This window comes from Streptomyces sp. NPDC029164, assembly GCF_055563995.1.
In genome coordinates this window covers 146879-173287 of sequence record NZ_JBVHWW010000008.1, presented here as the reverse complement: position 1 = coordinate 173287, position 26409 = coordinate 146879, and the positions used below count along the sequence as shown (strand labels likewise).

Below are 26409 nucleotides of genomic sequence, written 5' to 3'. Positions count from 1 at the left end.
TCACCGGGCTTCCGCCCTCATCCGGTCCACGACCGTGGCGAGCTCGGCGACCGTGAGCGCGTTGAAGACGGTGCCGACGGCCACGTCGACGCCCAGGTCGGTGCGGAGCCGCGCCGCGAGCTGGATGCCCAGCAGGGAATGCCCGCCCAGGTCGAAGAAGTTGTCGCGCGCGCCGACCCGGTCCAGGCCCAGCAGGTCCTGCCAGAGCGCGGCCAGTGCGCTCTCGGTGTCACCGCACGGTGCGGTGTACGGCGTCATCAGGTGCGGCCGGGGATGGGCGGGGCCGGCCGGGGCACCGCCCGCCGTGGTCCCCCGCGGCTGTGCGCCTTCGGTCAGCACCTGGGCCATGACCGCGCCGAGGTCCTGGGTGCACACGGCGACCTGAGGGCCCGGGGCCGCCGCCAGGATCCGGTCGAAGGCCGCCACGCCCTCGCCCGGCAGGATGCCCTGCTCCAGCTGCTGCCGCAGGAAGGCGACGCCGGGTGCCTCGCGCTCCTGCTCCGCCTCGGCGAAGCGGTAGGCGACGATCTCCTCGGACGTGCCGTCGCGCAGGCCCGCCAGCCGGTCGGTGAGGTCACCGGTCCGCTTCAGTACGAAGCCTTCAACGGTGACCAGCACGCGGCCTTCCTCGTCGGTGATCGTCACGTCGGCGGAGAGGGTCTCCAGACCCGCGTCGTCGGCCACGGCGTAGCGGTGATGGCTGTACACGCGCGCGGTGAGCGGTGCGAACTGGGTGATCCGGCCGTAGGAGATGGGGATGCGGAACTCCTTCGCCACGTGGACACCGACGAAGGCGGTGGCGAGGTCCATGAGGGAGGGATGGAGCGCCAGCTCCGGGACCTCGTGGGCGAACTCCTCCGGCAGGGCCAACAGGGCCAGGAACTCCCGGTCTCCGGCGTACATGCGCTCCAGGCACAGGGACCGGCCGCCGAAGCCCATCGGGCCCTCGTGCGCGGGGGGATCCATCGGGCGCAGGCCCTTCGGCCCGGTCAGTGCCGCGATGTCCAGGTGCTCGCCGGCCGGGGTCTCCCGGTCTCCGACGGTCGCGCCGCCGGTGGAGTTGAGTTGCCAGGCGGCCTTGCCGTCATAGCGGCTGACCACCGAGAACGTGTAGGCGTCGCCGGTGCGGTCGACGACCACCCGCACCTCGCGGGGCCGGTCCTCGTCCACCACGATCGGGGCGTAGAAGGTGACGTCCGACAGCTCGCGCAGCTCCGCGCCGGAGTGGTCGGCGAGCGCCGCCCGAACCAGTTCGAGGTGACCGGTGCCGGGGACGACCGGGTGGCCCAGCATCCGGTGCTCGTCGACGAGCCAGCTGCGGTCGGCGCTGAAGTCGGCCGCGTGGACGGCGTGCCGCTCGGTGACGACGAGGCGCCGCCCCAGCAGCGGATGGCCGGTCTCCGTGGTGGTGTCCTGCGCGGCGGCGCCGCCCACGGTGCGCTCGGCCATGCCCACTTCGCGCCAGGCGTCCCAGTTGACCGCCGTGACCGGCAGATCGCCGAGGGCGTCGTGGTGGTGGGCCACGGCGTCCAGGAAGGCATTGGCCGCGCAGTAGTCCACCTGCCCGAGCCCGCCGGTGACGGACAGCAGCGAGGAGCACAGGAGGACGAAGTCCAGGTCGGCGGCGACCTCGCGGCAGGCGTCGAGCAGTGCGAGCGTGCCGGTCACCTTCGGCGCCAGCACCTCGGCGGCCGCCTCCGGGTCCTTGAGCTGCATCAGGCCGCCACCGGGCACGCCCGCGGCATGGACGACGCCGTGCACGGCGCCGAAGCGCTCCGCGGCCCGTCGCATCGCCGCGGCCACCGCCGGGCCGTCGGTGATGTCGGCGCGGACGACCTCGACGTGACTGCCGAGCTCTTCCAGGTGCCGTACCCGCTCGATGCGCCGGATGAGCGCGGCGTCCGCGCCCGTCGCGGCGGCCAGGGCGTCCCACTCCTCGCGGGGCGGCAGCCCGTGGCGGCCGATCAGTACGAGGTTGGCGCCGGCCGTGCGGGCCAGGTGGCCGGCCAGTTCCAGGGCCATGCCGCCCAGGCCGCCGGTGATCACGTAGGTGCCGCCGCGCCGCAGCCGGGGGTGGTCCTGCTCCGTGCCCTCCATCGGGGCGGGCAGGAACACCCGCCGCCAGCGGCCGGTACCGCGCAGCGCGATCTGGGTGTCGGTGACGGGCTGGTGCAGCTGCGCCACGAGCGCGTCCAGTGAGCGGGCCGTGTCGCGGCGGCTCGCCGGAGCGGTGAGGCTGATGTCCACGCTGCGGCAGGCGACGCCCGCCGACTCGCGCGGCCACACCTGGGTGGGGCCCAGCAGCAGGGCCTTGAGCGGCTGGGATCCGCTGCCGTGCAGCGGATGGAGGTGGTCGGAGACGACCGTGACGGCCACCTCCTCGGCGGCGGTCCCGCCGAGTGCCTGGGCCAGGAACAGCAGGCTGTCGAAGGCGCGCCACCGGAGCTCGGCGGCGTCCGGACGGCTCTCCGGACCGGTCACGTTCCAGCAGTGCACGACGTGCCGTGGCAGGGCGCCGGCCCGGTCGAGTTCCCGCAGCAGGGCGGCGTAGTCCTCGGCCCTGTCGGGCCGTACGGTGCAGTGCCCGTCGGCCGGTCCCCGCCACGCGTCGCCGGGCCGCACGGTCACCACGCGGTGGCCGTGCTCGGTCAGCCGTGCGACGACGTGGTCGCCGACCGCCTGGTCGTCGAGGAACACCAGCCAGGTGGCGGGCCCGTCGGCGGCGTCCGGCAGGGTGAGCAGGGGCGGCAGGGGTTCCCAGCCCGGCACGGAGAACCACTCGGCGAGGTTCTCCTTGCGGACGAGCGCGGGGGCCGCGGGCGCGGCCGGGTGGGTCTCCCAGTGGGGGGTGACCCGGTGCTCGCGCAGCTCGAAGGGGGTGGTGGGCAGGGCGATCCTGGCCGGATCCCCGTCGGTGACGGGCCACTTCACCGGGACTCCGGCGAGCCAGAGCTTGCCGATCGTGCCGTACAGGAAGTCGGCCGCCGACCGGCGGTCGAAGGACGGGGGAAGCGTGGCGAGCACCAGCTGTGCCGCGGCGTCCTCGGCCGGACGGTTGCGCAGGGCGATGCCGCCGAGCGTGGAGCCCGGGCCGACCTCGAGGAGGACCCTGGTCGGCTCCGACCAGAGTGTGCGGACGCCGTCGGCGAACCGGACGGGCTCGCGGAGGTGCCGTGCCCAGTAGTCGGGGTCGGTGGCCTCGTCGTCCGTGATCCAGTCACCCGTCACGTTGGACAGGTACGGGATGGTCGGCGGCTTGAGCGTGAAGCCGGCGACGAGCTTCGCGAACTCCTCGACCATCGGCTCCATCATGACGGAGTGGAAGGCGCGCGAGGCGTTGAGCCGGCGGGTGGCCACTCCCTCGGCGGCGAGGTCGGCCTCGACGGCGGCGACGGCGTCCGGCTCGCCGGACAGGACGCACAGGTCCGGCCCGTTCACCGCGGCGAGGGAGAGCCGGCCGTCGAGCAGGGGGCGCACCCGTGACTCGGGCAGCGGCACCGCGAGCATCGCTCCGGGCGCGAGCCGGCCGATCAGCTCGGCCCGGGCGGCCACGAGCTTCAGCGCGTCCTCCAGGGTCAGCACGCCCGACAGGCAGGCCGCCACGTACTCGCCCAGGCTGTAGCCGATGAGGGCGTTCGGCCGGACCCCGCGGTGCTCCAGCAGTCTGGCCAGCGCGTACTCCACGACGAACAGGGCCGGCTGTGCCTCTTCGGTCTCGCTGAGCCCCTCGACCGGAGCCGCCCCGCGGCCGAGCAGCCTGCGCAGGTCCGGGCCTTGCTCCGGCTCGTCGGCGGGAGCGGGCCCGGGGTAGAGCAGCGCCGGCAGATCGATGCCGGACTGCTCCTTCAACAGGGCCGCGCAGCGGTCCACCTCGGCGCGGAAGACCGGTTCGCTCTCGTAGAGCTCACGCCCCATCTGGGGGTACTGGTCTCCCAGGCCGGTCAGCAGCAGGGCGACCGGAGGGGCGTCCGCCGCCGCCTGGCCGGCGAAGAGGGCGTCGGCCGACGCGCCGCGCAGCGCGGCGACCGCCCCGTCGAGGTCGCGGGCGAGCGCGAGCCGCCGGTGCGGGAGGTGGCTCCGGCCGTTCTGGAGCGTCCGGGCGACGTCGGCGAGCCGCAGGCCGGGGTGGTCCGCGAGGTGTGCGGCCAGCCGCTCGGCGGCGAGTTCGGCGCCTTCCGGGGTGCCGGCCGACACCGGCAGCAGGTGCCGGCGGCCACGGGGACCGGCGTCCTCGGCGGCGACCGGCTCCGGTGCCTGTTCCAGGACGACGTGCGCGCCCGTGCCGCCCAGGCCGAAGGAACTGACCCCGGCCCGCAGGGGACCGGATCCGGCCGTCCAGGGCGTGAGCTCGTGGTTGACCCGGAAGGGGGTGCGGGCGAAGCGGATGCGCGGGTTGGCCTGCTCGAAGTGGAGGGTCGGCGGCAGCAGGGCGTGCTGGAGCGAGAGGACCGTCTTGATCAGGCCGGCGATACCGGCGGCCGCGTGCGTATGCCCGATGTTCGTCTTGACGGAGCCGAGGGCGCAGTCGCCCTCGCGCCAGCCGGTGGCGCGGAAGGCGCGGTTGAGCGCGTCGACCTCGATGCGGTCGCCGAGCGGCGTGCCGCTGCCGTGCGCCTCGACATAGCCGATGGTGTGGGGGTGGACACCGGCACGTTCCAGGGCGGTCCGGATGACCTCGGACTGGCCCTGTACGCCGGGGGCGGTGAAACCCACGCGGTCGGCACCGTCGTTGCCGACGGCCGAGCCGAGGATCACGGCCCTGATCGGGTCCCCGTCGGCGATCGCGTCGGCCAGCCGGCGCAGCACGACGACGCCCACGCCGTCACCGATGACCGTGCCCTCGGCGGCGGCGTCGAAGGCACGGCAGTGCCCGTCGGAGGAGAGGATGCCTCCGCGCTGGAAGACGTATCCCCTCTGCTGGCCCGAGCGGACCGTGGCACCGCCGGCCAGGGCCGTGTCGGACTCTCCGAGGAGCAGGCTCTGGCAGGCGAGGTGCACCGCGACCAGCGAAGTGGAGCAGGCGGTCTGCACGGTCACCGACGGGCCGGTCAGGTTGAGCTTGTACGAGATCCGGGTGGCCAGGTAGTCGCTGTCGTTGGCGACGTCGCGGGCGAACTCCGCCGCCGCGTCCCCGTCGGTGCGCACGTGCCGGAGGTAGTCGCTGCGGTAGCCGCCGGCGAAGACACCGACCTTGCCGCCGGGCTGGTCGGGACGGCGGCCGCTGTCCTCGAGGGCTTCCCAGGCGCACGTGAGCATCAGCCGGTGCTGCGGATCCATGATGTCCGCCTCACGGGGGTTGATGCCGAAGAAGCCCGCGTCGAAGCCGAACTCGTCCTCCAGCACGGCCTGCGCCGGGACGAAGTCGGGGTCGGCGCGCAGCGCCTGCGGCACTCCCGCGGCCGTCAGCTGCTCTTCGTCGAAGAACGTGACGCTCTCGGTGCCGTCCCGCAGGTTGCGCCAGAACGCACCCGGTCCGTCGGCGCCGGGGAACCGGCAGCCGATGCCGACCACCGCGATGCGGCGGTCGGGAACGTCGGCGGGGCGGTCGGCGGTGTCGGCGGCGGCGGCCGTCTCACGTCGGCTCATTACTGCCCCTCTCCTCCTTCTGTGCGGGGGGCGAAGTCCAGCCCCAGGTCCAGGGCGGGCGCCGAGTGGGTCAGCGCTCCGACGGCGAGCAGGTCGACGCCGGTCCGGGCGTATGCGGCGGCGACGTCGAGGGTGAGGCCGCCGGAGGCCTCCAGGCGGGTGCGGGGCGCGGCGGCGTCACGGCGGCGGACCGCCTCGGCACACTCCTCGACGCTGAAGTTGTCCAGCATCACCTCGTCGGCGCCGAGGGCCAGGACCTCGTCGAGCTCGGCGAGCGTGGTCACCTCGATCTCGCAGGGCAGTCCGGCCGCGTGGGCGCGGGCGGCCCGCAGCGCGGCGCCCGCCGATCCGGCGGCGACGACGTGGTTGTCCTTGATCAGGACCGCGTCGCCGAGGCCGAAGCGGTGGTTCTCGCCGCCGCCGCGGCGCACCGCGTACTTCTCCAGCAGGCGCAGCCCCGGCAGGGTCTTGCGACTGTCGCGGACCGTGCAGCCGGTGCCCGCCAGCGCGTCGTTCCACCGGGCCGTGAGGGTGGCGATGCCGGAGAGATGACACAGGAGGTTGAGCATGGTGCGCTCGGCGAGGAGCAGTTCGCGGGTGGGCGCGGTCAGCCGGAGCGCCACGTCGCCCGGGCCGGTCCGGTCGCCGTCCGTGCGGTACTCGGTCACCTCGAACCGTCCGGCGGTGACGAGGTCGAGCACGGCCAGCGCCACCGGTACGCCGGCCAGCACTCCCGCCTGACGGGAGGCCACGACGGCCTCGGTGACGGCATCGGCGGGCACGGTGGCGTCGGTGGTGGCGTCGGCACCGTAACGGAGGTCCTCCCGGAGCGCAACGGCGACGACACGGCGGGCGTCCTCGGTGTCGATGCCGGCGGCGCGCAGGCGTTCGTCGGTCGCGGACGACCAGGCATCGGCGATCATGCTGCTCCTCCCACGGGAACGGGACGGTGGATGGCCGGCCGGCCGGTGGCCGCGTCGAGACGCACGGTCGTCGAGCGGCCCCAGGTGATGTCGTCGGTGCCGGGGAAGTCGGTGCGCACGTGGCAGCCCCGCGTCTCGCGGCGCTCGGCCGCGGCGCCGAGGAGGGCTCCGGCCACCAGGGTGAGCGCCGCGTCCTCGACCGTCGAGGTCGCGTCGAGCGGGCGATGACGGGCGTCGGCGGCGATGACGTGTGCGGCCTCCGCCAGGCCGGCCGCGGTGCGGCCGATGCCCGCGTGGCGGCTCATCGCCCCTTGCAGGACGCAACGGTCCGCCACGGCCGCCGGGCGGTTCGGCCACGAGGCCGTGTCCGGTGCCGGCGCGGTGCGGTCACGGAGGTCGGCCGCGACTGCCCGCGCCGCCCGCTCCCCCACGACGAGCCCTTCCAACAGGCTGTTGGAGGCGAGCCGGTTGGCCCCGTGCAGTCCGGTGCGCGCGACCTCGCCGGCCGCGTACAGCCCGCGCACGTCGGTGCGGCCGTCGACGGTCGCCACGACCCCGCCGCACGCGAAGTGGGCGGCGGGCGCGACCGGTATGGGCTCGCGTGCCGGGTCGACGCCGACGGCGGCGCACATCGCGTGGACGGTCGGGAAACGCCGCCGGAAGGCCTCCGGCCCGAAGTGGGTGGCGTCCAGCAGGACGTGGTCGCTTCCCGTCTGCGCCATGCTGCGGGCGATGGCGGCGGACACCACGTCCCGCGGGGCGAGGTCGGCGAGCGGGTGCACGCCGGCCATCACGCGCTCTCCCCGGCTGTCCACCAGGATGCCGCCCTCGCCGCGGACGGCCTCGGTGACCAGGGGGCGGCGGCCGCGCGCACCGGAGCCGGTGAACAGCACGGTCGGATGGAACTGGACGAATTCGAGGTCCGCCAGGCTCGCTCCCCCGCGCAGCGCCAGGGCGAGTCCGTCGCCGGTGGCGCCCTCCGCGTTGGAGGTGGCCTGGTACAGCTGTCCGAGACCGCCCGTGGCCAGCAGCACGGCCGGGGCGCTGATCAGGCCCGGTACCGCGGCCGAGTCCAGCACCGCGAGGCCCGCCACCTCTCCGCCCGGGGTGCGCAGCACGTCCAGGGCGGTGTGTCCGGTCAGCACGGCGACGCGGTGGTCCCGGGCGGCCGCGAGCAGGGCCCGTTCGACCTCGGCTCCGGTCGCGTCGCCGCCGGCGCGCAGGATGCGGAAGGCGCTGTGACCGCCCTCGCGCGTGCGGGCCAGGGTGTTGTCGTCGCCGGTGTCGAACCGGGCGCCGGTCCGGCGCAGCCGCTCGACGGCGTCCGGACCGTACGTGACGATCTGCTCGACCGCGTCCTCCTCGCACAGTCCGGCCCCGGCGACGCGGGTGTCCCGGGCGTGCCGCTGGACGGTGTCCCCGGGCTCGTGGGCGGCGGGCAGTACGACGGCCACTCCGCCCTGTGCGTGCGGGGTGTTGCCGTCGCCGGGGCCGCCCTTGGTCACCACCAGGACCCGCAGCCCGAGTTCGCCGGCGGTGAGAGCGGCGGTGAGGCCCGCGACTCCGGTCCCCACCACCACGAGGTCCGCGCGAGCCTCCCAGCGCGGACCGGTCATTCGCCACCGCCCGGCCGGCCGATGGCGATCATCCGCTGTACGGACGCCCGGCCGCGAGCGGCGACCTCCGGGTCCACGTGCACTTCGTCGGCGCCCTCGCGCAGTGCGCGCAGCAGGGCGGCAGGCGTGATCATCTTCATGTAGCGGCAGGAGGCGCGCTCGTTGACGGCGCGGAAGTCGATCTCCGGCGCCGCCTTGCGCAGCTGGTGCAGCATGCCGATCTCGGTGGCCACCAGGACGGAGCTCGCCCCGGTCTCGCGGGCCGCGTCGAGCATCCCGCCCGTGGAGAGGATCTTCACGCGCTCCTTGGGCACGATGCCCTCGCCCGCGAGGTAGAGGGCGGAGGTGGCGCAGCCGCACTCGGGGTGGACGAAGAGTTCGGCCCCGGGGTTGGCGGCCGCCTGGTCGGCCAGCTCGGCCCCGTTGATACCGGCGTGCACGTGGCACTCGCCGGCCCAGATGTGCATGTTCGCGCGGCCGGTTTCCCGTTTGACGTGGGCGCCGAGGAACTGGTCCGGGCAGAAGAGGACCTCGCGGTCGGCCGGGATCGACTCGACCACCTCTACCGCGTTGGAGGAGGTGCAGCAGATATCGGTTTCCGCTTTCACCTCGGCGGTGGTGTTCACGTACGAGACCACCACGGCGCCCGGGTGTTCGGCTTTCCATGCACGCAGCTCTTCGGCGGTGATGGAGTCGGCCAGTGAGCAGCCGGCCCGGGCGTCCGGAATGATGACGCGCTTTTCGGGGGCGAGCATCTTGGCCGTTTCCGCCATGAAGTGGACACCGCAGAAGATGATGGTGTCGGCGTCGCACTCGGCGGCGATTCGGCTCAGCCCGAGCGAGTCGCCCACGTGGTGCGCGATTTCCTGGATCTCGGGGAGCTGGTAGTTGTGCGCGAGAATCACCGCGTTGTGCTGCTCGGCGAGCCGCAGCACCTCATCGCGCCAGGCCGCATCGGCCGCCACCCCTCCGTACGGGGTCAGGTCGCCCTCCGCCCACTCCGCTCCGGACGAGGCCACCACGGGAATTGCTTCCGCCGTCATCTGTTCAAGCCCTTCCAACCGAAAGCCTGCGGATCCAATTTGTCTTAGGACATCAAAGTAAACGGTCGATCTAAAACCACCCTTAAAATTCGCCGGTAAGACCGAATATCCAACGCTAAAGAACCGCAGAACTCCCGCGGATCCGACGAATATTGCACCGATCAGGGCGCTAGCATGACGGCTTACCACGTGACGCACGGCCGCCAGGCACTCGGTTTACCGTCTCAATCCCATGTGGAGAAGCCTTTCTCCAGGAGGTTCTGTGAACGCGACTCTCGATGAACTGCGCAGCATTCTCATGGAACTGGGTGTGCAGGAGGAGGAGCTGACGCCCGGATGCCGTCTGCGGTCCGGTCTCGGTCTGGACTCCACCGAGACCGCTCAGCTGGAGCTCGAGATCGAGGAGCGGCTGCGCAGCCACGTCGACCTGTGGGACAAGCACGACTACTCCCTGGCGGAACTGGCCGGCGTGATCGACGAGGAGACCGGGTCGGGGAGTGTGGCCCGGTGACCGACGGCATCGTGCGCGTCCCCGGTGAGCGCGCCGAGGAGTACCGCCGCCGCGGCTGGTGGCAGCCCCGGCTGGTCACCGACGTGGCCCTCGGCTCCTCACCGGCGTACCCGGACCGCTGCGCCGTCGTCGACGCCGGCCACCGCCTCACGTACGGCGAACTCGCCGCCGCCGTCGACGCGGCGGCTTCCCGGCTGCGTCGCCTCGGCATCGGCCGCGGCGACCCCGTCCTCGTCCAGCTGCCCAACAGCCTGGAGTACGTGGTCACCACGCTCGCCCTGATCCGGCTCGGCGCGCCTCCCGTGGTGGCCCTGCCCGCACTGCGCGAGCACGAACTCGACCACGTCCTGAGCGTCACCCGGCCGGTCGCGATGGCCGTGCCGCTGCGCTCACGCCGCTTCGACCATCTGGCCATGGCCGAGCGCCTGCGGGAGCGGCACCCGGGCATCCGCATGCTGCTCGTGACCCGTGAGGACCGGGCCGGGGCGGACGAGGGCGTGCCCGTCCGGGCGGACCTGGCCGACCTCACCTCGCTGACCCTGGGCGGTGTGCTGCCCGGCGTCGACGCCCCGGGCGGGCCGCGCCACGCCGCGGACGACGCCCCGGAGCGGCCCGGTCCGCGGGACAACGCGCTGTTCCTGCTCTCCAGCGGCACCACCGGCCCGCCGAAGGCGATTCCCCGCCCCCACGAGGCGTTCGGGCACGTGATCCGCTCCGCGGCCGAGGTGTCCGGGCTGTCCGAGTCCTCCGTCTACCTGGCGGTGATGCCGGCGTCGCACAGCTTCGTCCTCGGCCACCCGGGCATCCTCGGCACCCTCTCCCGCGGCGGCCGGATCGTCCTCGACTCCCCCGACGACCCGCGGCGAACCCTGGCGCTCGTCGAGCGCGAGGGGGTCACCCACTGCGCCCTGGCCCCCGCGGTCCTCCTGCAGTGGCTCGCGGCCGCCGAGACGGGCGAGTTCGACCTGACCAGCCTTCAAGTGCTCCAGGTGGGCGGTGCGCGGCTGGACGCCACCACCGCCCGGAGGGTGCGCGAGCAACTGGGCTGCCAGGTCCAGCAGGTCTACGGGATGAGCGAGGGCCTGCTGAACTTCACCCGGCTCGACGACCCGGACGCGGTGGTGGACGGGACGCAGGGCCGCCCCTCGGCCGCCGGCGACGAACTCCTCGTGGTCGACGCATCCGGTCGCGCGGTGGGCCCGGGCGAGACCGGTGAACTCCTCACCCGGGGCCCCAGCGTGCTGGCCGGCTACTACGGCGAGGACGAGACCAACGCCCGCTCCTTCACCGCGGACGGCCACTACCGCACCGGCGACCTGGTACGGCTCCACCCCAGCGGCAACCTGGTGGTCGCCGGGCGGGTGAAGGACGTCATCAACCGGGGCGGCGAGAAGATCCCCGCGGACGAGCTGGAGGCAGTGGTCCTGACCCATCCGGGCGTCCGCGCCGCCGCCGCGGTGGCGATGCCGCACCCCCTGTACGGCGAGGCCGTGTGCCTCTTCGTGGTGGGAGCCGCGGAGGGCGCTCCGGCCCTTCGCGAGCTGCGGCGCCACCTGGAGGGCAGGGGGCTGGCCCGCTACAAGCTGCCGGAGCGGCTCGTGCCGGTGGAGGCCCTGCCCTTGGCCGGCGTCGGCAAGGTGAACAAGGTGGCGCTGCGCGCCGAGGCCGCGCGGCTGGTGGCGGCGGAGCGGGCCGCCCGCTCATGAGCCGTACCCGCCCCGGACAGGTCCGCGAGGTCCCCGTGCCGGACGGTGAAGCCGGACGACCCGAGGACGGCCAGTACCGCCGTGTAGCCGCGTGGCGCGTCGAGCCGGGCCAGCCGCATCCTCCCGGCCGGCCACGGCCTGCCCTCCCAGTGCGTGAGACGCGGCGCGCCCTCCGGATCCGCCACGCCCAACCGGTGCATGGGGAACCGCAGTCCGTCGCCGGTCGCCTTCAGCGCCGCCTCCTTGCAGGTCCACACGGACAGCAGCCGCCGCCGGCGCGCCGCCGCCGGCAGCTCCTCGTAGGCGGGGCGCTCCGCGGGCGACAGCACCCGGGGCGCGAGCCGCAGCAGGTCGACGCTTCCGTCGTCGCTCTCCACGTCGATGCCCAGGGGCGTCTCCCGGGCCACGGCGAGGACGATGTGCTCGCCCGAGTGGGACAGCGACGCCTCGACGGACCCGCCCACGGCCACCCGGGGTTTGCCGTGCGGCCCTCCGCATCCGTCGCACTCCCGGACGACGGGCACGTCGCCGGGCGCGATGCCCGTGTACCCGCCCACGGCCAGCCGGAGCAGGGTGCGGCCCATGACGAACCGGGCCGCGGCATCGTCCCTGCGCATCTCGGCGAGGCGTTCCCGCTCCTGCTCGTCGAGCAGGTCGCGGTGGTGCGGACGCACGTCGCCCACCCTTCCCCACCACACGTGGACGGTGTCCTTCGGCAGTTCCGCACTCATGTCGACGACGGCCTTCACGCGGCCACCACTCCTTCGCACAACAGATCGGACAGGACGGCTTCCATGAATCTTTCGGTGTGTGTGTTCTGCAGCGCCTCGGAGTCGGTCGACGCCCGGTACCTGAAGCTGGCGGAAGAGGTGGGCACCGCCGTCGCCGCCCGCGGCTGGACGCTGGTCTCCGGCGGCGAGCACGTCTCGATGATGGGCGCGGTGGCCACCGCCGCCCGGGCGGCCGGCGGGCAGACGGTGGGGATCGTCTCGGACTCGCTGCTGCACCGCGCCGACCACGACAGCGACCGGCTGATCGTCACCGAAGGCTTCGGTGCCCGCAAGCAGCGCATGACCGAGGAAGCCGACGCCCTGCTCGCGCTGCCGGGCGGCCTCGGCACCTGCGACGAGATCTTCACCGCGTGGACGGAACGCATGGTCGGCGTCCACGACAAACCCCTCGTCCTCCTCGACCCCGACGACCACTTCGGCGGCCTGCTCGACTGGCTCGCCGCCGCCCGGGCGCGCGGCTTCGTACGGGGACGGTCGCTCGAGGCGGTGCGGCACACGCGCACGGTCGCCGACGCCCTGGACGCCTGCGCCGGACGGCTTCCGGCTCCCTCGTCGCACTGAACCGACCCACCCCGAAAGGTCCCGGAGAGCACATGGAAACCACGAACCTCTCGAGCCCGTGGCTGATCACCCCCCGGCCCGACGCCGATGCCCGGCTGAGGCTCTTCTGCATCCCGTACGCGGGCGGTGGAGCGTCGATGTACCGCAGCTGGGCGCACCGGCTTCCGGCCGGAGTGGAGGTCAACGCCGTCCAACTGCCCGGACGTGAGGAGCGCTTCCGCGAGGAGCCGCTGCGCAGCCTCGACGACGTGGTCGCCGGTCTCGGCGCCGTGCTGGCCGGGCACACCGACCGGCCGTACGCCCTCTTCGGGCACAGCATGGGCAGCCTGCTCGCCTTCGAGACCGCACGGTGGCTGCGCGCCGAAGGCCACCCGGCACCCGAGTTCGTCATGGTGTCGGGCCGCGGCGCGGCGCAGATCGCGCCGCCGTGGCCGGCCATCCACCACCTTCCCGAGGAGGAGTTCGTCCAGCGGGTCATGGACATGCACGGCACACCGGCCTGGGTCTTCGAGGACCGGCAACTGCGCGCGATGGTCGTGCGGACCCTGCGGGCCGACCTGACGGTGGTGGACACCTACAAGTACCGTGTCCAGGCTCCGCTGCCCTGCCCGCTCACCGCCTTCACCAGCCCGGGGGACGCGCTCGCGCCGGTCGAACACGTCCGCGCCTGGGCCGGGCAGACCACCGCGGACTTCCGGTATCACGAGATCGAGGGCGGGCACTTCTTCCTCCGGGACAATGCGGAGTCCTTCCTCTCGCTGCTGGATTCCGAGCTCCGGACGAGGCTGTCGTCGTGATGACGGTCCGCCGCGCGCTCCTGGTCGACCAGGTGATCGAGCACATGAGGCAGCAGATCACCACCGGTGTCTGGCCGGTCGGTCACCGCGTTCCCACCGAGACCGAGCTGACCGGCGAACTGCGGGTGGCGCGCAACACCGTTCGCGAGGCGGTCCGGGCGCTGTCGCATTCCGGGCTCCTCCAGGTCCGGCAGGGCAGGGGCACGTACGTCCGGGCCACCAGCGAGCTGTCCGGTGCGCTGGGCCGCCTGCGCACGAGCGAGCTGCGCGACGTGCTCCAGGTGCGGCGCGGGCTGGAGGTCGAGGCGGCGCGGCTCGCGGCCCACGTGGGGGACGAGGACGGCCTGCGCGCCCTGGAGGCCCGCCTCTCGGCGTGCGAAGCGGCGGCGCGCGAAGGGCGCTGGGAGGCCGTGCCGCAGGAGGACACCGAGTTCCACACGGCACTGGTGGAGTACACCGGGAACGGCGTTCTCGCCGCTCTGTACCGCGGTTTCTACGAGGCCGTGCTGGCCAGCGTGATCACGTGCGTGGACCCGTGCGGCGCCGAGACCGGTCTCGCCTCCCACCGCAGGCTCCTCGAAGCGGTGCGGGCCGCGGACGCCGAAGGGGCGGCGGCCGAGGCCGGCGCGCATCTGTCCGCCCTGCTGCACGGGCACGAGCCGGAACGCCCCGGCACGGCGGACTGAGGAAGCGTCACAGCGACGGCGCACAGGCCGCCGCCAGCGGCGCGGCGGAAGGCTCCAGCCACGGCTCCCGGGCCAGCACGGCGTGATGCAGGGCCTGCAGCCGAGGGCTGGGCTCCATGCCCAGTTCCTCGACCAGGCTGTGGCGGAAGCGGTTGTAGACGTCCAGGCATTCGGAGATCCGGCCGCTGCGATAGAGGGCGATGATGAGGAGGTAGTAGAGATTCTCCCGGATCGGTTTGTCGGCGATGAGCCCGTACAACTCGCCGGTGAGCATCGAGTGGCGCCCCAGGCTGATCTCGAGTTCAAGCCACTGCTCGTATACCGAATTACGCCGCTCATCCATTTGCCGGGCATAATCCCGCAGAGCGGGTACCTCCCGGAGGTCCGCCAGGGCCGGACCGTTCCAGAGGGAAAGCGCCGCGGAGAATTCACTCGCCGCTTCTTCCTTGCGGCCGAATCCCACGGCGGTTCGGGCTTTCGCCACCAGCGCGTTGAAGTCGTCACAGTCCATCGCATGGCTGGTGGGGCGGAGCATGTAGCCGGCCGGCATCGTCTTGAGCACGCTCGGATCGATACCGGAACTCTGAAAATGCTTGCGCAGTTTGGAAACATAGACCTGCAGGGCGGTGGACGCCGTACGCGGTGGCTCGCCCGACCACAGGACGTTGATCAGGTGTGATGCGGTGACCGGCCGCCCGGAACTCACGCACAGGGCAGCGAGAAGCGACCGGAGCTTGAATGGCCGAGGCGTGACCTCCTCGCCCAGATCCGTCTTCACTTCGAGCGGGCCTAGAATTTGTATCTTCACGCGATCAGTCCCCCTGAAATTAGACACTGTCACGCTCCGCAGCCCCGCCGTAAACGCAGCGCAATTTACGCCCCGATCCCGTGAAGCCGCACAGCGGTTCGATCATCGGCAGACCGAAGGGCGATCGTCAACTTTCGGTCGATTCGTAAACCGCACTTGTACGCCGACCGCGCCGGTATAATCCCCACACGGCGAAGGGGTGAATCGGTATATTCAGGATACATCTACCCTTCATGCCGCACGGGATCGCGGTCCCGCCTCGCAACGGACACCGACGGGGAAGATCGCAAAGGTAAATTCCCCGCCAAAGTTGGCCGACCCCACCGGCCCGGATTTAATTGCGCTTTAGCCACGCATCAGCCTGACTGCCGATTCCCCGCAGCCGGCACGTTGGCGCCGGACCCGACCATTTGCCCGGCAATGTCCCCTACGCCGAAGTCGATTTCCTCGGGCGAGCGGGCGCCCACGAGGGCCGGGGCTTCGGCGAGTTCGGTCCGGTAGCAGTCGAGCAGGGACCGTCCGCCCGCCCGGCCCCGGACGGCCAGGGCCCACAGGACCGGGCGGCCGATCAGGACCGCGTCGGCGCCGAGCGCCAGAGCCGCCAGTACGTCCGTACCGGTACGGATGCCTCCGTCGATCGGCCTGCGGACCATCGACTGGCTCAGGGCGGAGTCGGGGCCTTTCGGTCCTGGTCAAGGGCGTACTGCGGGCCGTTGACGCGCTCGCCTGCCGGGACGCGGGCGCGGGTGTCCACGCCCACGTCGAGCGCGTGGGCGTCCCGGGGCAGGGGCAGCACGATTTCGCCTTCGGGGTGCGCCATGGCGTGGAAGGCGGTCGGTGCGGCGAGCACCGGTGAATTCAGTCGCTCTCTTAGCAGTTCGATTTCCGGTGTCGATCCGTGAGACGTCGCGCAGGACCCGCGGGAGAAAGCGGTACGAGCGCCAGGCGCCGGCCGCTTCGTCGCGGCTCAGTTCTCCTCCCGATCCGGCCGGGTAGAAGTCGTAGGCGCCCGGCGGAAGCATCGCGCGCGGATTCCTCCAGAGCCGATCCGGACAGTGCCATTCCGCTCACCTTTTCCCCTTGCCGCGGATCTTCATCGGGCGCGTCACAGGCCTCCGGCGACCCGCAGCACCGCCCCCGTGGCGTACGCGGCATCGTCGGACAGCAGCCACGCGACGGCTCCGGCGATCTCGTCCGGCCGGCCCGCCCGCCCCATCGGAATGTTCCCGGCGACCTTGGCGGGCCGCTGCGGGTCCTCGTGGAAGTCCGTCCACACCGTGCCCGGAGCCACGCAGTTGACCCGGATGCCGTCGGCGGCGACTTCCTTCGACAGGCCCACCGTGAAGGCGTCGACCGCGGCCTTCGCGGCGGCGTAGTGCACGTACTGCCCCGGGGAGCCGAGCGTCGCCGCGGCCGAGGAGACGTTGACGACGCAGCCGCCGCCGGAGGCGCTCATCGCTCGGACGGCCTGGCGTGCGCAGAGCAGGTAGCCGAACAGGTTGACGTCCAGGGCCGCCCGCATCCCGGCGGGGTCGGCATCGGCGAGGCGCCCGTTGGGGCCGCTCACTCCCGCGTTGTTCACCAGGCCGGTGACCGGCCCGAGCTCGGTGGCCGCGGTCTCGAAGAGCGCGGCGACCCCGTGCTCGTCGGCGGTCTCCACGGCGACGGCCAGGGCTCGTTGGCCGGCCGCCTCCACCTCGGCCGCGACGGCCTGGGCGGCCGCCTCGTTCGACCGGTAGCCGACCACCACATCATGGCCCTCGGCCGCGAGTCGCCGGCAGATCGCGGCCCCGATGCCGCGGCTGCCACCCGTGACGACGGTGACCTTCTGTCGTCCTCGCATCTTCGTCCTCCGATTGCTCTGAGCCCGGTCAGCGTACGACGATCTTGCCCAGGACAAGGGCCCGTCCGCCGGGAGCTTCGCTGCTACGTCGCCGCCGGGACCGGTGCGGGGGTGTCCGGGCGGCAGCGTTCGGCCCAGCGGGCCACGGCCGGTGCGGCCAGGCCCGCCGGGGCCATGACGGCGGCCAGGACGACCCAGCCGACCCAGCCGTAACGGACGATCAGTACCGCCGTGATCGCGGGGGTGATCGCGATGCCCAGCTGCGAGGTCGGGCCGAACATGCCCACTGACCGGCCGGACCCCGCCGCCGAATCCCAGGTAACGCCGAGCCAGACGCCGTCGCGCACCGGCTGCCACATCGCCGGCACTCACGACCGCCGCCACGCAAGGTCGGGCAGCAGCACGTCGAGGACCGTCTCCTCCTCGACCCGCACAGCCAGTTGCAAGAGGGCCTGCTGTAGATCCGGGTCCCAGGGAGCCTCGGCCGGCTGCCCTGCGAGTGGCGGGCCGTCAGGCCTTGCGAGCGCTGTGGCACGGTAGTCAGCGGCCGTGTAGCGCCGAACCCCGGAAGACAGCGGACCGTGGCTGGTGGCTGGTGGCTGGTGGCATGCCCTGGTCCTGCCCCTCCTCGCCGGCGCGTTGCCTGTGGTCTGCCCGGCTGGAGCGGCGGGTGGCTGTGGTGGTCAGCCGCCGACGTGGATGCCGGGGCGGCGGTCGGGGTCGGGTTCGTGTTTGCGGATGATCTCGCGGGTGACCGGAGCAGTGTCACCGCGTCCCAGGAGGAAGTAGCGGACCATGTGCACGAGCGGGCTGCCTTCGGCCCAGGCGAAGTAGCAGTGCGGCTGAACGCCGGTGGCATCGCGCAGGGCCAGCAGGACGGCGGCGATGGCGTTCGGCGCGGCCGGCGCGGCCGCGCGCAGGATCCGGTGGCCGCCGACCTCGGCCCCGTGGACGGTGAGGGTGTCGCTGAAGTCGGACGGGTCGACGACGTCGATCTCGAGGAAGATGACGTCGGCGCGGCCGGGGACTGGGTTGACGCCGCGCTGCTCGCGTTCCTTGTCGCTGTACTCGGCGACGTCACCGGCCTGCCGACGGTTGGCGATGAGGTTGATCGCGTTGTCGTGGGCGAGGGTGTCGTTGATGAACCGGCGGGCGTCGGCGTCGAAGACGATGCGGTCGGCGCGCAGCTCGGTCGTGCGTGAGACGCGGGAGATCAGCGACACGATGATGATTCCGGCGATGAAGAAGCCGGAGATGACGATGCCGTCGGGCTTGTCGATGATGTTGGCGACCAGGGCGTAGAGCAGGACGGCGGTGAGCAGGGCGAAGCCGACGGTCGCGGCTCGGCGGCGGTGACGCGCGACGGAGACGGTGACCGCGAAGGCGCCGGAGACCATCATGGCGAGAATGCCGGTGGCGTAGGCGCCGGCCTGCTCATCGACGTCGGCGTCGAAGGCGATCGTGATGACGATGCACAGGACGGTGTAGACGATCACGACGGGACGCACGGCGCGTCCCCATTCGGGAGCCATGCCGTAGTCGGGCAGGTAACGGGGAACGATGTTGACCAGTCCCGCCATCGCGGAAGCGCCGGCGAACCACAGGATCAGGATCGTGCTGATGTCATAAACAGTGCCGAACGCCTCTCCGACGTGCGCGTGGGCCAGCCACGCCAACGCGCGGCCGTTCGCGGCGCCGCCCGGCTCGAACAGCTCGTGCGGGATGAGGAGAGTGGTGACGAAACTCGCGGACAGCAGGTAGACACTCATGATGAGAGCGGCGGTGGTCAGCAGCCTGCGGGTGTTGCGGATCCGCGAGCGCAACCGCTGCTCCTCATCCGCCCCGGCGGCGGCGACGAGCGGCATCATGCTCACGCCGGTCTCGAAGCCCGACAGGCCCAGCACCAGCAGCGGGAAGGCGAGCAGCGCGGGGCCCACCAGATCGCCGAAGCCGCCTCCGCCCGCTGCGAGGGCGTCGGTCCACGCCGTCCAGGCGCCCGGCGTGGTGAAGACGTGGGTCAGGCCGATGCCGATGACGACCGCGTTCAGGGCGAGGAAGATGGCGACCAAGGGGATGGCCACGCTGACCGCTTCGCTGAAGCCCAGCAGGAACACCCCTCCCAGGACCAGCAGCAGCGCGACCGTCAGAGCGACCTCGTGGCCGTGCAGCACCGCGGGGAAGAAGGGGTTCTCCACCACGTGGACGGAGGCGTCCGCGGTGGAGAGGGTGATCGTGATGATCCACGAGGTGGCGACGAAGCCGAGCAGGATCAGCACGAACAACTTGCCCCACCAGAACGGCAGCAGGTCCTCCAGCATCGCCACCGACCCGGCGCCGTGCGGGCTCTCCTTCGCCACCCGCCGGTACATGGGCAGCATCCCCAGCAGGGTCAGTCCCACGATCAGCAGCGTCGCCAGCGGCGATACCGCCCCGGCGGCAAGGGCGGCGATCGCCGGGACGTACGCGAGGCTGGAGAAGTAGTCGACGCCGGTCAGGCACATCACCTTCCACCACGCGTGCGGGACGGCGTGCCCCTCACCCGCTGCCGGCCCGACCGGCTGCACCTGGTGCCGCAGCAGCCATCGCGCCAGCCCTCCGGACGGCTGCGCCCGCAGAGCCGGACTGTCCACCACTTCCGGCACAACCGGACCTTCCATGTCCTTCATGTCCCCCATCACTTTCTCCCACGGCCGCAGGACGCCCGTTGACAGCAGCGCACCGGCGCCACGGCACGATCATCGAGTATCCGCCCGGCAGAAGCCGCCACCCACCCCGCGCCTGGCCGACGGGTCATACGATCCCGCGGTTCTCTGACGAGACGGTCGCGGCCTCCTGCCCAGCCGGTCACGCCCGTAACGGCGCGGGCGTAGGCGCACAGGGCGGAAATGACCTCACGGCGAGTGCGGCGGCCGGCTGAGACCTCCATCTGGTAGCCGTCCTCCATGACCACGACCCTGGCGGCCAGCAGGCGGAGCGGGTTCTGGAAGACGAAATGGCCCTGTGCCAGGCCCAAAACCAGGATTGCCGAGTACACGGCGATCTGGCGTTCCGTCAGTGCGCTGCGAGCGCTGCATGCCCGGGCATCGCGCAGGCAGCCGGCACCACTGAGGGACTCCTCCGACGGCCGTGCGGCACAGCCGAGGGCGAGCGGCCAGCAACGGAACAAGCCCGAGGCCGCGACCGGCGAGCAGGTGGTGCTCCTCATCGACGGCATGCACTGCACCAGCTGCGGCCTGCTCATCGACGAAGAGCTGGAGGACCTTCCCGGCGTCCGCTCGGCTGCTACCGAGGGGCTGGGCTTTGCGGTGGGGGAGGCGCCGGAGGCGGGTGCGGCAGGGCTCGCCGGGGCGGGGGCGTGGTCGTCCGCGGCGGGTTCTTCGGCGGTGCCGTGGCTGTGGCCGCCGCCGGGCGTGCTCTCCATGGAGGCACCTTCGAGGCGATGGCGCAGACGGCGGCGTCCCAATCTCCCGGTTGAGGGGGTGCACAATCCGTCGCCAGCGCTCCACGCGGCCCGTCAGGACGGGAAACGCTTACACCGCGCTCTGAGCATCCCGGGTCGGTCCTCAACCGCGGCGCTCATCACTTCCTACGACCCTTGCTCACGCGGGCAGTTGGATCGCACGCTCTTCCGGAAGCGGCACCCAGGACCCCGTGAATGCTGGTTATGATCACGGCGTGATTACAGCTTGGTCGCATTCTGGCGGCCAGTCGACCCTCTCGCAGGCTTGTCGACTGGTCACCGCCGGGCTGGCCTTGCTCCTCATCGCCCTGCTCAGCGTGTGCTGCTCGTTGCCCGAACACGGCGCAGGAGCCGCCACGACGGTCGCCTCCGTCTCCCTCGCGGATACGGCAGGCCCGACAGCGGCGTCTGATGCGGGCTGCTCCGACGCCGAAGGCCACTCCACGGACGAGGGTGCGGCGCGCCGCTCGAACGCACCGTCGTGTACGGCGGACAAGCCCGTCCTCACCGACGCACTGGACGAGGGGCAGGCTTCCCTGACCCCGGGGCGTGCGCGACCGGCTGAACAGTCGAAGCGATCTCCTGCCACGCCCGCGGCGCACCTCAGATCACAGGCCGTCCTTCAGGTGTAGGCGTCGGAGCCTTCCGACGACACCCCATGCGCTGCGGAGTTCACGGATCTGCCCCCAAGACGGCGATATGTTCAACCGTCTCGGCCTCTGGCGCTTGAATCCCGCTGCCCCCGCGCGCACCCGCCCACGTCGCTTCCCCGTCCGCCGGCCGAGGAAGTGACTGCCGCACGGAGGACCTGTGCTCCGCCTGCCTCTGCCACGCCTCCCCCGCCGGGTTCCGTCCTGGCCGGGCGTCCTGCTTGCCTGCGCGTTGAGCGTGCTGCTGCTGGCTGCCGTCCACTGTTCCTCGTACCTCGTCAGCGACGGTCACCAGCACCTCTCTCTGTCCGCGCCGGCCACGCCGGCCGGACACGAGGGGCCCTCCGACGATCCCCGGTTCCCGGACCGCCCTCAGCACGAGCACGGTGCCGCCTGCGCTTCTCCCTGCCTGACCACTTGGGCCTCAAGCGCGGTGCAGCGCCCGGCCGAGGCGACCGCAGCCCTTCTCGACTTGGCCCCTGGGACGGTGCGGGCCGAGCCGGCGAGCACGCCGGCGCCCCCCACCGGTAGATCGTCCATAGCCCGCACCGGTCGCTCCACGCTGGCCGACGTCTGCCGGTGGCGGATCTAGACCGCTCGTCCCGCAGCCGCTCACGGCTGCCGCATGCCGTCCCCCGGGCCCGAACCACTGTTCCTGATGCCCACCGAACACGGCATGCCCTCCGAACGAGTAGTCGACGCCACCACGAACGAAGGCACAGCCATGCATTCTTCGACCACCGAAACGTCAGCCACCGGCCGCACGGCCCTGTCAGAACTGGTCGGCAACACGCCGCTGCTGCGCATCTCCGAACCCCTCACGCCGACAGGACGCGGATTCTGGGCGAAGCTGGAGGGCTTCAACCCCGGCGGCATCAAGGACCGTCCCGGCCTGCACATGGTCGAACGGGCCCGCGCCCGCGGCGACCTGAAGCCCGGCGCGAGGATCATCGAGTCCACGAGCGGAACCCTGGGCCTGGGCCTCGCTCTGGCCGGCATGGCCTACGGACACCCGGTCACCCTGGTCACCGACCCAGGCCTTGAGCCGTCCATGACCCGGCTCCTGGTCGCGTACGGCGCCCAGGTCAACGTGGTCTCCGAGCCGCACCCCACCGGCGGCTGGCAACAGGCACGCCGCGACCGCGTGACGCAGCTGATGGGACAGCACCCGGACTCCTGGTGCCCGGACCAGTACAACAACCCGGACAACACCTCCGCCTACACCCCCCTCGCCCTCGAACTGGCCACCGAGCTCAAGCACATCGACGTGCTGGTGTGCAGTGTCGGAACCGGCGGCCATTCCGGGGGGATCTCGCGCGTACTGCGACAGCTCTACCCGGATCTGACGCTGGTGGGGGTGGATACCATCGGCTCGACGATCTTCGGGCAGCCCGCCCGGCCTCGGCTGATGCGCGGTTTGGGGTCGAGCATCTACCCCCGCAACGTCGCCTACGAAAACTTCGGCGAGGTGCACTGGGTCTCCCCGGCGGAGGCGGTGTGGACCTGCCGCCAGCTGGCCGGTTCCCACTACGCCACGGGCGGGTGGAGCGTCGGCGCGGTCGCACTGGTCGCCGGCTGGCTGGCCCGGTCGCTTCCGAAGGACGCGCGCATCGCGGCGGTTTTCCCCGACGGTCCCCAGCGGTACCTCGGCACCGTCTACGACGACGGCTACTGCGCCGCCCACGGCCTGCTCGATTCCGCGCCCGCGCCGGAACCGGACCTGATCGGCCGCCTGGACGAGAAGGAGGTCACCCGCTGGACCCGCTGCACCACAGTCGTCGACCCGCTCACCCTCGACGGAGAACGCGGGACCGACGCCGTCAGTGAGACCGGCGTGAAGAACGCGACGCAAGAGTGTGGGCAGGCCCGGTGAAGGACACGATCGCCGAGGTCCGCTCCTACGACCGCAGCGTCCGGCTGTTGATGGTCAATCAGTTCACCATCAACCTCGGCTTCTACATGCTGATGCCCTACCTGGCCACCTATCTGGCCGGGCCGCTCGGCCTGGCGGGCTGGCTGGTAGGACTGATTCTCGGCATGCGCAACTTCAGCCAGCAGGGGATGTTTCTCATCGGCGGGACGCTGGCCGACCGTTTGGGCTACAAGCCCTTGATCATCGCCGGGCTCGTGCTGCGCACCGCGGGCTTCGCGACCCTCGGGCTCGTGGAATCCGTCCCCGCCCTGCTCGCCGCTTCCGCCGCGACGGGGCTGGCCGGCGCCCTGTTCAACCCCGCCTCCCGCGCCTACCTGGCGGCCGACGCGGGCGAGCGCCGCGTGGAGGCGTTCGCCCTGTTCAACGTCTTCTATCAGGCGGGCATCCTGCTCGGCCCGCTGGTCGGCATGGTCCTGACCGGCGTCGATTTCAGCGTCACCTGCCTGACGGCAGCAGCGATCTTCGCGGTCCTGAGCATCATCCAGATCCGGGTGCTGCCTGCCCGCCGCGCGGACCACACCGACACCGCGGAGGGAACGCGCGAAGGTGTCCTACGGCAGTGGCGGGGGATCTTCAGGAACCGTCCGTTCCTGCTGTTCTCCCTGGCCATGATCGGCTCGTACGTGCTGTCCTTCCAGGTCTACCTGTCCCTGCCGCTGGAGGTCCGGCGTCTGGGGGGTGAAGGGCGGTTCGGCACGGCCGCGGTGGCGATCCTCTTCGCGGTCTCGGGGCTGAGCACGATCATCCTCCAGACGAAGGTCACCGCCTGGTGCAAGGCCCGGATGGAACCGGGCCGAGCGCTCACCTGGGGGCTACTGGCGATGGGGACGGCGTTCGTCCCCCTCCTTGCGGCATCCGCCGTGCCGGTCCCGAACGGTGGGGCCGGCCTGTGGCTGCTGGCCGCCGTGCCGTCAGCGGCGTCCGCCCTGCTGCTGGCCCTCGGCACGATGATCGCCTACCCCTTCGAGATGGACACCATCGTCCGCCTGGCGCAGAACCGTCTCGTGGCCACGCACTACGGCCTCTACAACACCATCTGCGGAATCGGCATCACGCTCGGCAACCTGCTCACGGGCATGGCACTGGACGCCGCGCGCGAAGCCGGAGTCCCCGCCCTGCCCTGGGCATCGCTGGGTGCACTCGGCCTGGTAAGCGCGGCCGCACTGTACGCACTGCACCGCAGCGGTCGGCTATCACCTGCTCAGGCCGAGGGGGAACGTCAGGCCGTGGCTGCCTGACCTGAACCTAGGGAGGTACGGCACAGCGGCGGGCGGCCACCGCCGTCCTGCCGCGCCGTCCCCTCCGAGTCAGTTCCCGTCGAGGAGCCGGCCGGCTCGCTCGGCCCCGTCCCCCGTCGAAGCCTGCTCCAACGGCGCATCTACAGCACCTGGCTTGCCGCGCATCGGGGCGAGGGTGCCGGCGGCCGCGATACCCGCGGCCAGAAGGGCTGCGCTGAAACCGTCGGTCAGGACGGACAGGTCGCCGAGCTTGCCCGCTCCCTGGGATGTGGCGAGAGCGGTCAGGGCGGCGAGGCCGGGGGGCGGAGCCGACCTGGTAGGTGGTGTTGACGATGCCGGAGGCGAGGCCGGCCTGCTCCTGCGGTGCGCCGGCCATGGCCGACATGAGGGTCGGGATGTAGGCGAGGGCCATGCCGAGGGCCGCAACCAGGGAGGCGGGCAGGACGTCGACGACGAAGGTGCCTGTCGGGCGGGCCGGCGACAGCCACAGCAGGCCCGCGGCCAGAACGAGCAGGCCACCGGTGATGAGCGGCTTGCTGACCACCGACGTCGAGGCACGTGGACGTACCCCGTGGTGCTGCTCGCGCGAATTGTCGCAGAGCGTAATCAGAGAGAGAAGGTGGAGCGCGGGCCTGACACCGACCGGATCGGTCGCCCACTACCGGAAAGGGGCGCCTCCCACAGCAAGATCACAATCCGCTGCGGGACGCGCCCTTCCACGCCTGACGGCTCGTCAGACACCGCCGACGGCGTGCGTCAAACGTGCGTCACGAGCGTCGAATCAGCGTCAAGATATCGCCCACAACGCCCACAGCGCACATAATGCACACTGCCCTAACGCGCAGGTCAGAGGCCCTTCCCAACGGGCTCAAGGATCGCGACACACTCGACATGATGGGTCATCGGGAAGAGGTCGAAGACGCGGAGGGTGCGGACTCGGTAGCCGGCTTCCTTGAAGTAGCCCAGGTCGCGGGCCAGGGCTGCCGGGTCGCACGCCACGTACGCGACGCGGCGGGCCGAGAGGCCCGCGATGTGGCGGACCGTCTGCTTGCCGGCGCCCGCGCGGGGCGGGTCCAGGACGACCAGGTCGCACTCGGTGATGCCGGTCTTCGGGAGGATCTGCTCGACCTTGCCCTGCTCCACACGGACCCGCGGGAAGTCCGCCAGGTTGTGCCGGGCGTCCTCGACCGCGCGCTTCGTCGACTCGATGCCGAGCACCGCGCCCGTCTCGCCGAGGCGCTCCGCGAGCGCGCCCGCGAAGATGCCGACGCCGCAGTACAGGTCAAGTGCCATCTCGCCCTTGCGCGGCATCAGGCCCTGCATGACGGCCTTGATGAGGGTGTCGGCGGCCTGCGGGTGGACCTGCCAGAAGCCGCCCATGCCCACGCGGTACGTACGGCCGTCCGCGCGCTCCCGTACGAAGGGGCGGCCGTGGACGCGGTGGACCCCGCCGTCCTTCTCCTCGACGCGGAGGACGGAGACGGGCTTGTCCAGCTCCACCAGGGGCAGGCGGCCGCCCGGGCGCGGGGTCAGGACGACCTGGCGGTCCTGGGAGCCGGTCGCGGCGATGGCCTCGACCGTGGCCATCTGCGGCCAGTCCTGCTGCTCGATGCCGAGCTCCGAGACACCCGGGGCGGCGATCATGCAGTGGTCGATCAGTTCGATGTCGTGCGAGCGGTGCTTGCGCAGGCCCGCGTTGCCGTCCTCGTCGATCGCGAACTGCACGCGGGTGCGCCACTGCGGCACCTGACCGGCCGGCAGCTTGTCGCCCTCGGCGGGCATGACGGTGCCGTCCCAGCCGGCTTCCTCCGGGGTGAGTCCGGCGAGCCGCTTCAGCTGCTCGGCGACGACCTCGCCCTTGAGCCGGCGCTGCGCGCCCGGCTTGGCGTGCTGCCAGTCGCAGCCGCCGCACTTGCCGGGGCCGGCGTACGGGCAGGGGGCCTCGACGCGGTCCTTGGAGGCGTCGAGCACGGTGATCGCGTCGGCGCGCAGGTAGCGGGAGTCGACGTCGCCCTCGGTGACCTTCGCGACGACCTTCTCGCCGGGCAGGGTGTGGCGGACGAACAGGACACGGCCGTCCTCGGTACGGGCGATGCAGTGCCCACCGTGCGCGACGGGGCCGACCTCGACCTCGTACTCCTCCCCCACCAGTGACTGCTTCTCGTTCTGCTCGGCGCTCGTCATGGTGGGGAGACTCCAAAAACCTGAAAACGGGGAACGGCCGGACGACCGACCCACCAGTTTACGTGGATCTCGT

The 26409-nt window shown here is 71.9% G+C and carries 19 protein-coding genes and 3 pseudogenes; 7 read left to right on the top strand and 15 right to left on the bottom strand.

Features of this window, described 5'->3' with window-relative positions; translation table 11 throughout:
• From ACZ4VT_RS10645 to nadA, 4 genes are read right to left on the bottom strand one after another with little or no spacing between them, the layout of a single operon-like run.
• Positions 1-5586 (bottom strand): SDR family oxidoreductase, encoded by a 5586-nt coding sequence (locus ACZ4VT_RS10645; protein ID WP_467948365.1) that lies wholly within the window; start codon positions 5584-5586, stop codon positions 1-3.
• Positions 5586-6509, bottom strand: a complete 924-nt coding sequence (gene nadC / locus ACZ4VT_RS10640) for a carboxylating nicotinate-nucleotide diphosphorylase (protein ID WP_467948364.1) — start codon at positions 6507-6509, stop codon at positions 5586-5588. Before nadC ends, ACZ4VT_RS10645 begins: the two co-directional genes overlap by 1 nt.
• Positions 6506-8125 carry an L-aspartate oxidase gene (locus tag ACZ4VT_RS10635; RefSeq protein WP_467948362.1) on the bottom strand — a complete coding sequence of 540 codons (1620 nt, stop codon included), beginning with the start codon at positions 8123-8125 and terminating at the stop codon, positions 6506-6508. The genes nadC and ACZ4VT_RS10635 overlap by 4 nt, the downstream gene beginning before the upstream one ends.
• Complete coding sequence (gene nadA / locus ACZ4VT_RS10630) at positions 8122-9168, bottom strand: quinolinate synthase NadA (RefSeq protein WP_467948361.1); 1047 nt, start codon at positions 9166-9168, stop codon at positions 8122-8124. Before nadA ends, ACZ4VT_RS10635 begins: the two co-directional genes overlap by 4 nt.
• Positions 9169-9430: 262 nt before the next feature.
• Here nadA and ACZ4VT_RS10625 point away from each other — a divergent pair, with 262 nt between their 5' ends.
• Together ACZ4VT_RS10625 and ACZ4VT_RS10620 are read left to right on the top strand one after the other, a co-directional pair.
• Positions 9431-9679: an acyl carrier protein gene (locus tag ACZ4VT_RS10625; RefSeq protein ID WP_467948359.1), complete on the top strand. Its 249-nt coding sequence runs from the start codon at positions 9431-9433 to the stop codon at positions 9677-9679.
• Positions 9676-11385, top strand: coding sequence for a (2,3-dihydroxybenzoyl)adenylate synthase (locus ACZ4VT_RS10620; protein ID WP_467948358.1), 1710 nt, complete (start codon positions 9676-9678; stop codon positions 11383-11385). Before ACZ4VT_RS10625 ends, ACZ4VT_RS10620 begins: the two co-directional genes overlap by 4 nt.
• Before the next feature lie 164 nt (positions 11386-11549).
• Here the strand turns inward: ACZ4VT_RS10620 and ACZ4VT_RS10615 are convergent.
• Positions 11550-11969: pseudogene (locus tag ACZ4VT_RS10615) on the bottom strand (4'-phosphopantetheinyl transferase family protein); the annotation flags it as partial.
• Positions 11970-12179: 210 nt separating this feature from the next.
• Between ACZ4VT_RS10615 and ACZ4VT_RS10610 the strand changes: the two are divergent.
• The 3 genes from ACZ4VT_RS10610 to ACZ4VT_RS10600 are packed head-to-tail and all read left to right on the top strand — an operon-like array spanning position 12180 to position 14220.
• Entirely contained in the window at positions 12180-12737 is a 558-nt protein-coding gene (locus ACZ4VT_RS10610; RefSeq protein ID WP_362804474.1) for an LOG family protein, read from the top strand.
• 32 nt (positions 12738-12769) lie between these two features.
• Complete coding sequence (locus ACZ4VT_RS10605) at positions 12770-13534, top strand: thioesterase II family protein (RefSeq protein WP_467948356.1); 765 nt, start codon at positions 12770-12772, stop codon at positions 13532-13534.
• Positions 13534-14220, top strand: a complete 687-nt coding sequence (locus ACZ4VT_RS10600) for a FadR/GntR family transcriptional regulator (RefSeq protein WP_467948416.1) — start codon at positions 13534-13536, stop codon at positions 14218-14220. The genes ACZ4VT_RS10605 and ACZ4VT_RS10600 overlap by 1 nt, the downstream gene beginning before the upstream one ends.
• A 7-nt stretch (positions 14221-14227) precedes the next feature.
• Here ACZ4VT_RS10600 and ACZ4VT_RS10595 read toward each other — a convergent pair whose 3' ends face one another.
• The 8 genes and pseudogenes from ACZ4VT_RS10595 to ACZ4VT_RS10560 all read right to left on the bottom strand — a co-directional run bounded on the left by ACZ4VT_RS10595 (position 14228) and on the right by ACZ4VT_RS10560 (position 19546).
• A complete protein-coding gene (locus ACZ4VT_RS10595; protein ID WP_467948354.1) occupies positions 14228-15028 on the bottom strand; it encodes an AfsR/SARP family transcriptional regulator in 801 nt (266 codons plus the stop codon).
• Positions 15029-15384: 356 nt separating this feature from the next.
• The gene (locus tag ACZ4VT_RS10590) at positions 15385-15681 is read right to left on the bottom strand and encodes an alpha-hydroxy-acid oxidizing protein (RefSeq protein ID WP_467948352.1); all 297 of its coding nucleotides are present in this window, start codon (positions 15679-15681) and stop codon (positions 15385-15387) included.
• A gap of 8 nt (positions 15682-15689) precedes the next feature.
• Positions 15690-15878 carry a hypothetical protein gene (locus ACZ4VT_RS10585; RefSeq protein ID WP_467948417.1) on the bottom strand — a complete coding sequence of 63 codons (189 nt, stop codon included), beginning with the start codon at positions 15876-15878 and terminating at the stop codon, positions 15690-15692.
• A 46-nt stretch (positions 15879-15924) separates the two neighbouring features.
• Positions 15925-16050 (bottom strand): annotated as a pseudogene (locus ACZ4VT_RS10580) (alpha-hydroxy acid oxidase); the annotation flags it as partial.
• Between the two features lie 83 nt (positions 16051-16133).
• Positions 16134-16871, bottom strand: coding sequence for an SDR family NAD(P)-dependent oxidoreductase (locus ACZ4VT_RS10575; protein ID WP_467948350.1), 738 nt, complete (start codon positions 16869-16871; stop codon positions 16134-16136).
• A gap of 83 nt (positions 16872-16954) precedes the next feature.
• Positions 16955-17218 (bottom strand): hypothetical protein, encoded by a 264-nt coding sequence (locus ACZ4VT_RS10570; RefSeq protein ID WP_467948348.1) that lies wholly within the window; start codon positions 17216-17218, stop codon positions 16955-16957.
• 21 nt (positions 17219-17239) lie between these two features.
• Positions 17240-17446, bottom strand: a complete 207-nt coding sequence (locus ACZ4VT_RS10565; protein WP_467948414.1) for a DUF2399 domain-containing protein — start codon at positions 17444-17446, stop codon at positions 17240-17242.
• A gap of 108 nt (positions 17447-17554) precedes the next feature.
• A complete protein-coding gene (locus tag ACZ4VT_RS10560) occupies positions 17555-19546 on the bottom strand; it encodes an APC family permease (protein WP_467948346.1) in 1992 nt (663 codons plus the stop codon).
• A gap of 2159 nt (positions 19547-21705) precedes the next feature.
• Here ACZ4VT_RS10560 and ACZ4VT_RS10555 point away from each other — a divergent pair.
• Complete coding sequence (locus ACZ4VT_RS10555; RefSeq protein ID WP_467948344.1) at positions 21706-22854, top strand: PLP-dependent cysteine synthase family protein; 1149 nt, start codon at positions 21706-21708, stop codon at positions 22852-22854.
• 50 nt (positions 22855-22904) lie between these two features.
• The gene (locus tag ACZ4VT_RS10550; RefSeq protein ID WP_467948412.1) at positions 22905-24152 is read left to right on the top strand and encodes an MDR family MFS transporter; all 1248 of its coding nucleotides are present in this window, start codon (positions 22905-22907) and stop codon (positions 24150-24152) included.
• A gap of 69 nt (positions 24153-24221) precedes the next feature.
• On the opposite strand, the pseudogene ACZ4VT_RS10545 reads toward ACZ4VT_RS10550, so the two are convergent.
• Positions 24222-24687 (bottom strand): annotated as a pseudogene (locus ACZ4VT_RS10545) (MFS transporter); the annotation flags it as partial.
• 311 nt (positions 24688-24998) lie between these two features.
• Positions 24999-26336 (bottom strand): class I SAM-dependent RNA methyltransferase, encoded by a 1338-nt coding sequence (locus ACZ4VT_RS10540; RefSeq protein WP_467948342.1) that lies wholly within the window; start codon positions 26334-26336, stop codon positions 24999-25001.
• Between the last annotated feature and the right edge of the window lie 73 nt (positions 26337-26409).

Coding starts and splice junctions, on each gene's coding strand:
- ACZ4VT_RS10550 (WP_467948412.1), top strand. CDS start 22,905: ATGGTCAATCAGTTCACCATCAACCTCGGCTTCTACATGCTGATGCCC.
- ACZ4VT_RS10575 (WP_467948350.1), bottom strand. CDS start 16,871: ATGCGAGGACGACAGAAGGTCACCGTCGTCACGGGTGGCAGCCGCGGC.
- ACZ4VT_RS10540 (WP_467948342.1), bottom strand. CDS start 26,336: ATGACGAGCGCCGAGCAGAACGAGAAGCAGTCACTGGTGGGGGAGGAG.
- ACZ4VT_RS10635 (WP_467948362.1), bottom strand. CDS start 8,125: ATGACCGGTCCGCGCTGGGAGGCTCGCGCGGACCTCGTGGTGGTGGGG.
- ACZ4VT_RS10600 (WP_467948416.1), top strand. CDS start 13,534: ATGACGGTCCGCCGCGCGCTCCTGGTCGACCAGGTGATCGAGCACATG.
- nadC (WP_467948364.1), bottom strand. CDS start 6,509: ATGATCGCCGATGCCTGGTCGTCCGCGACCGACGAACGCCTGCGCGCC.
- ACZ4VT_RS10590 (WP_467948352.1), bottom strand. CDS start 15,681: ATGGTCCGCAGGCCGATCGACGGAGGCATCCGTACCGGTACGGACGTA.
- ACZ4VT_RS10645 (WP_467948365.1), bottom strand. CDS start 5,586: ATGAGCCGACGTGAGACGGCCGCCGCCGCCGACACCGCCGACCGCCCC.
- ACZ4VT_RS10610 (WP_362804474.1), top strand. CDS start 12,180: ATGAATCTTTCGGTGTGTGTGTTCTGCAGCGCCTCGGAGTCGGTCGAC.
- ACZ4VT_RS10560 (WP_467948346.1), bottom strand. CDS start 19,546: ATGGGGGACATGAAGGACATGGAAGGTCCGGTTGTGCCGGAAGTGGTG.
- ACZ4VT_RS10555 (WP_467948344.1), top strand. CDS start 21,706: ATGCATTCTTCGACCACCGAAACGTCAGCCACCGGCCGCACGGCCCTG.
- nadA (WP_467948361.1), bottom strand. CDS start 9,168: ATGACGGCGGAAGCAATTCCCGTGGTGGCCTCGTCCGGAGCGGAGTGG.
- ACZ4VT_RS10605 (WP_467948356.1), top strand. CDS start 12,770: ATGGAAACCACGAACCTCTCGAGCCCGTGGCTGATCACCCCCCGGCCC.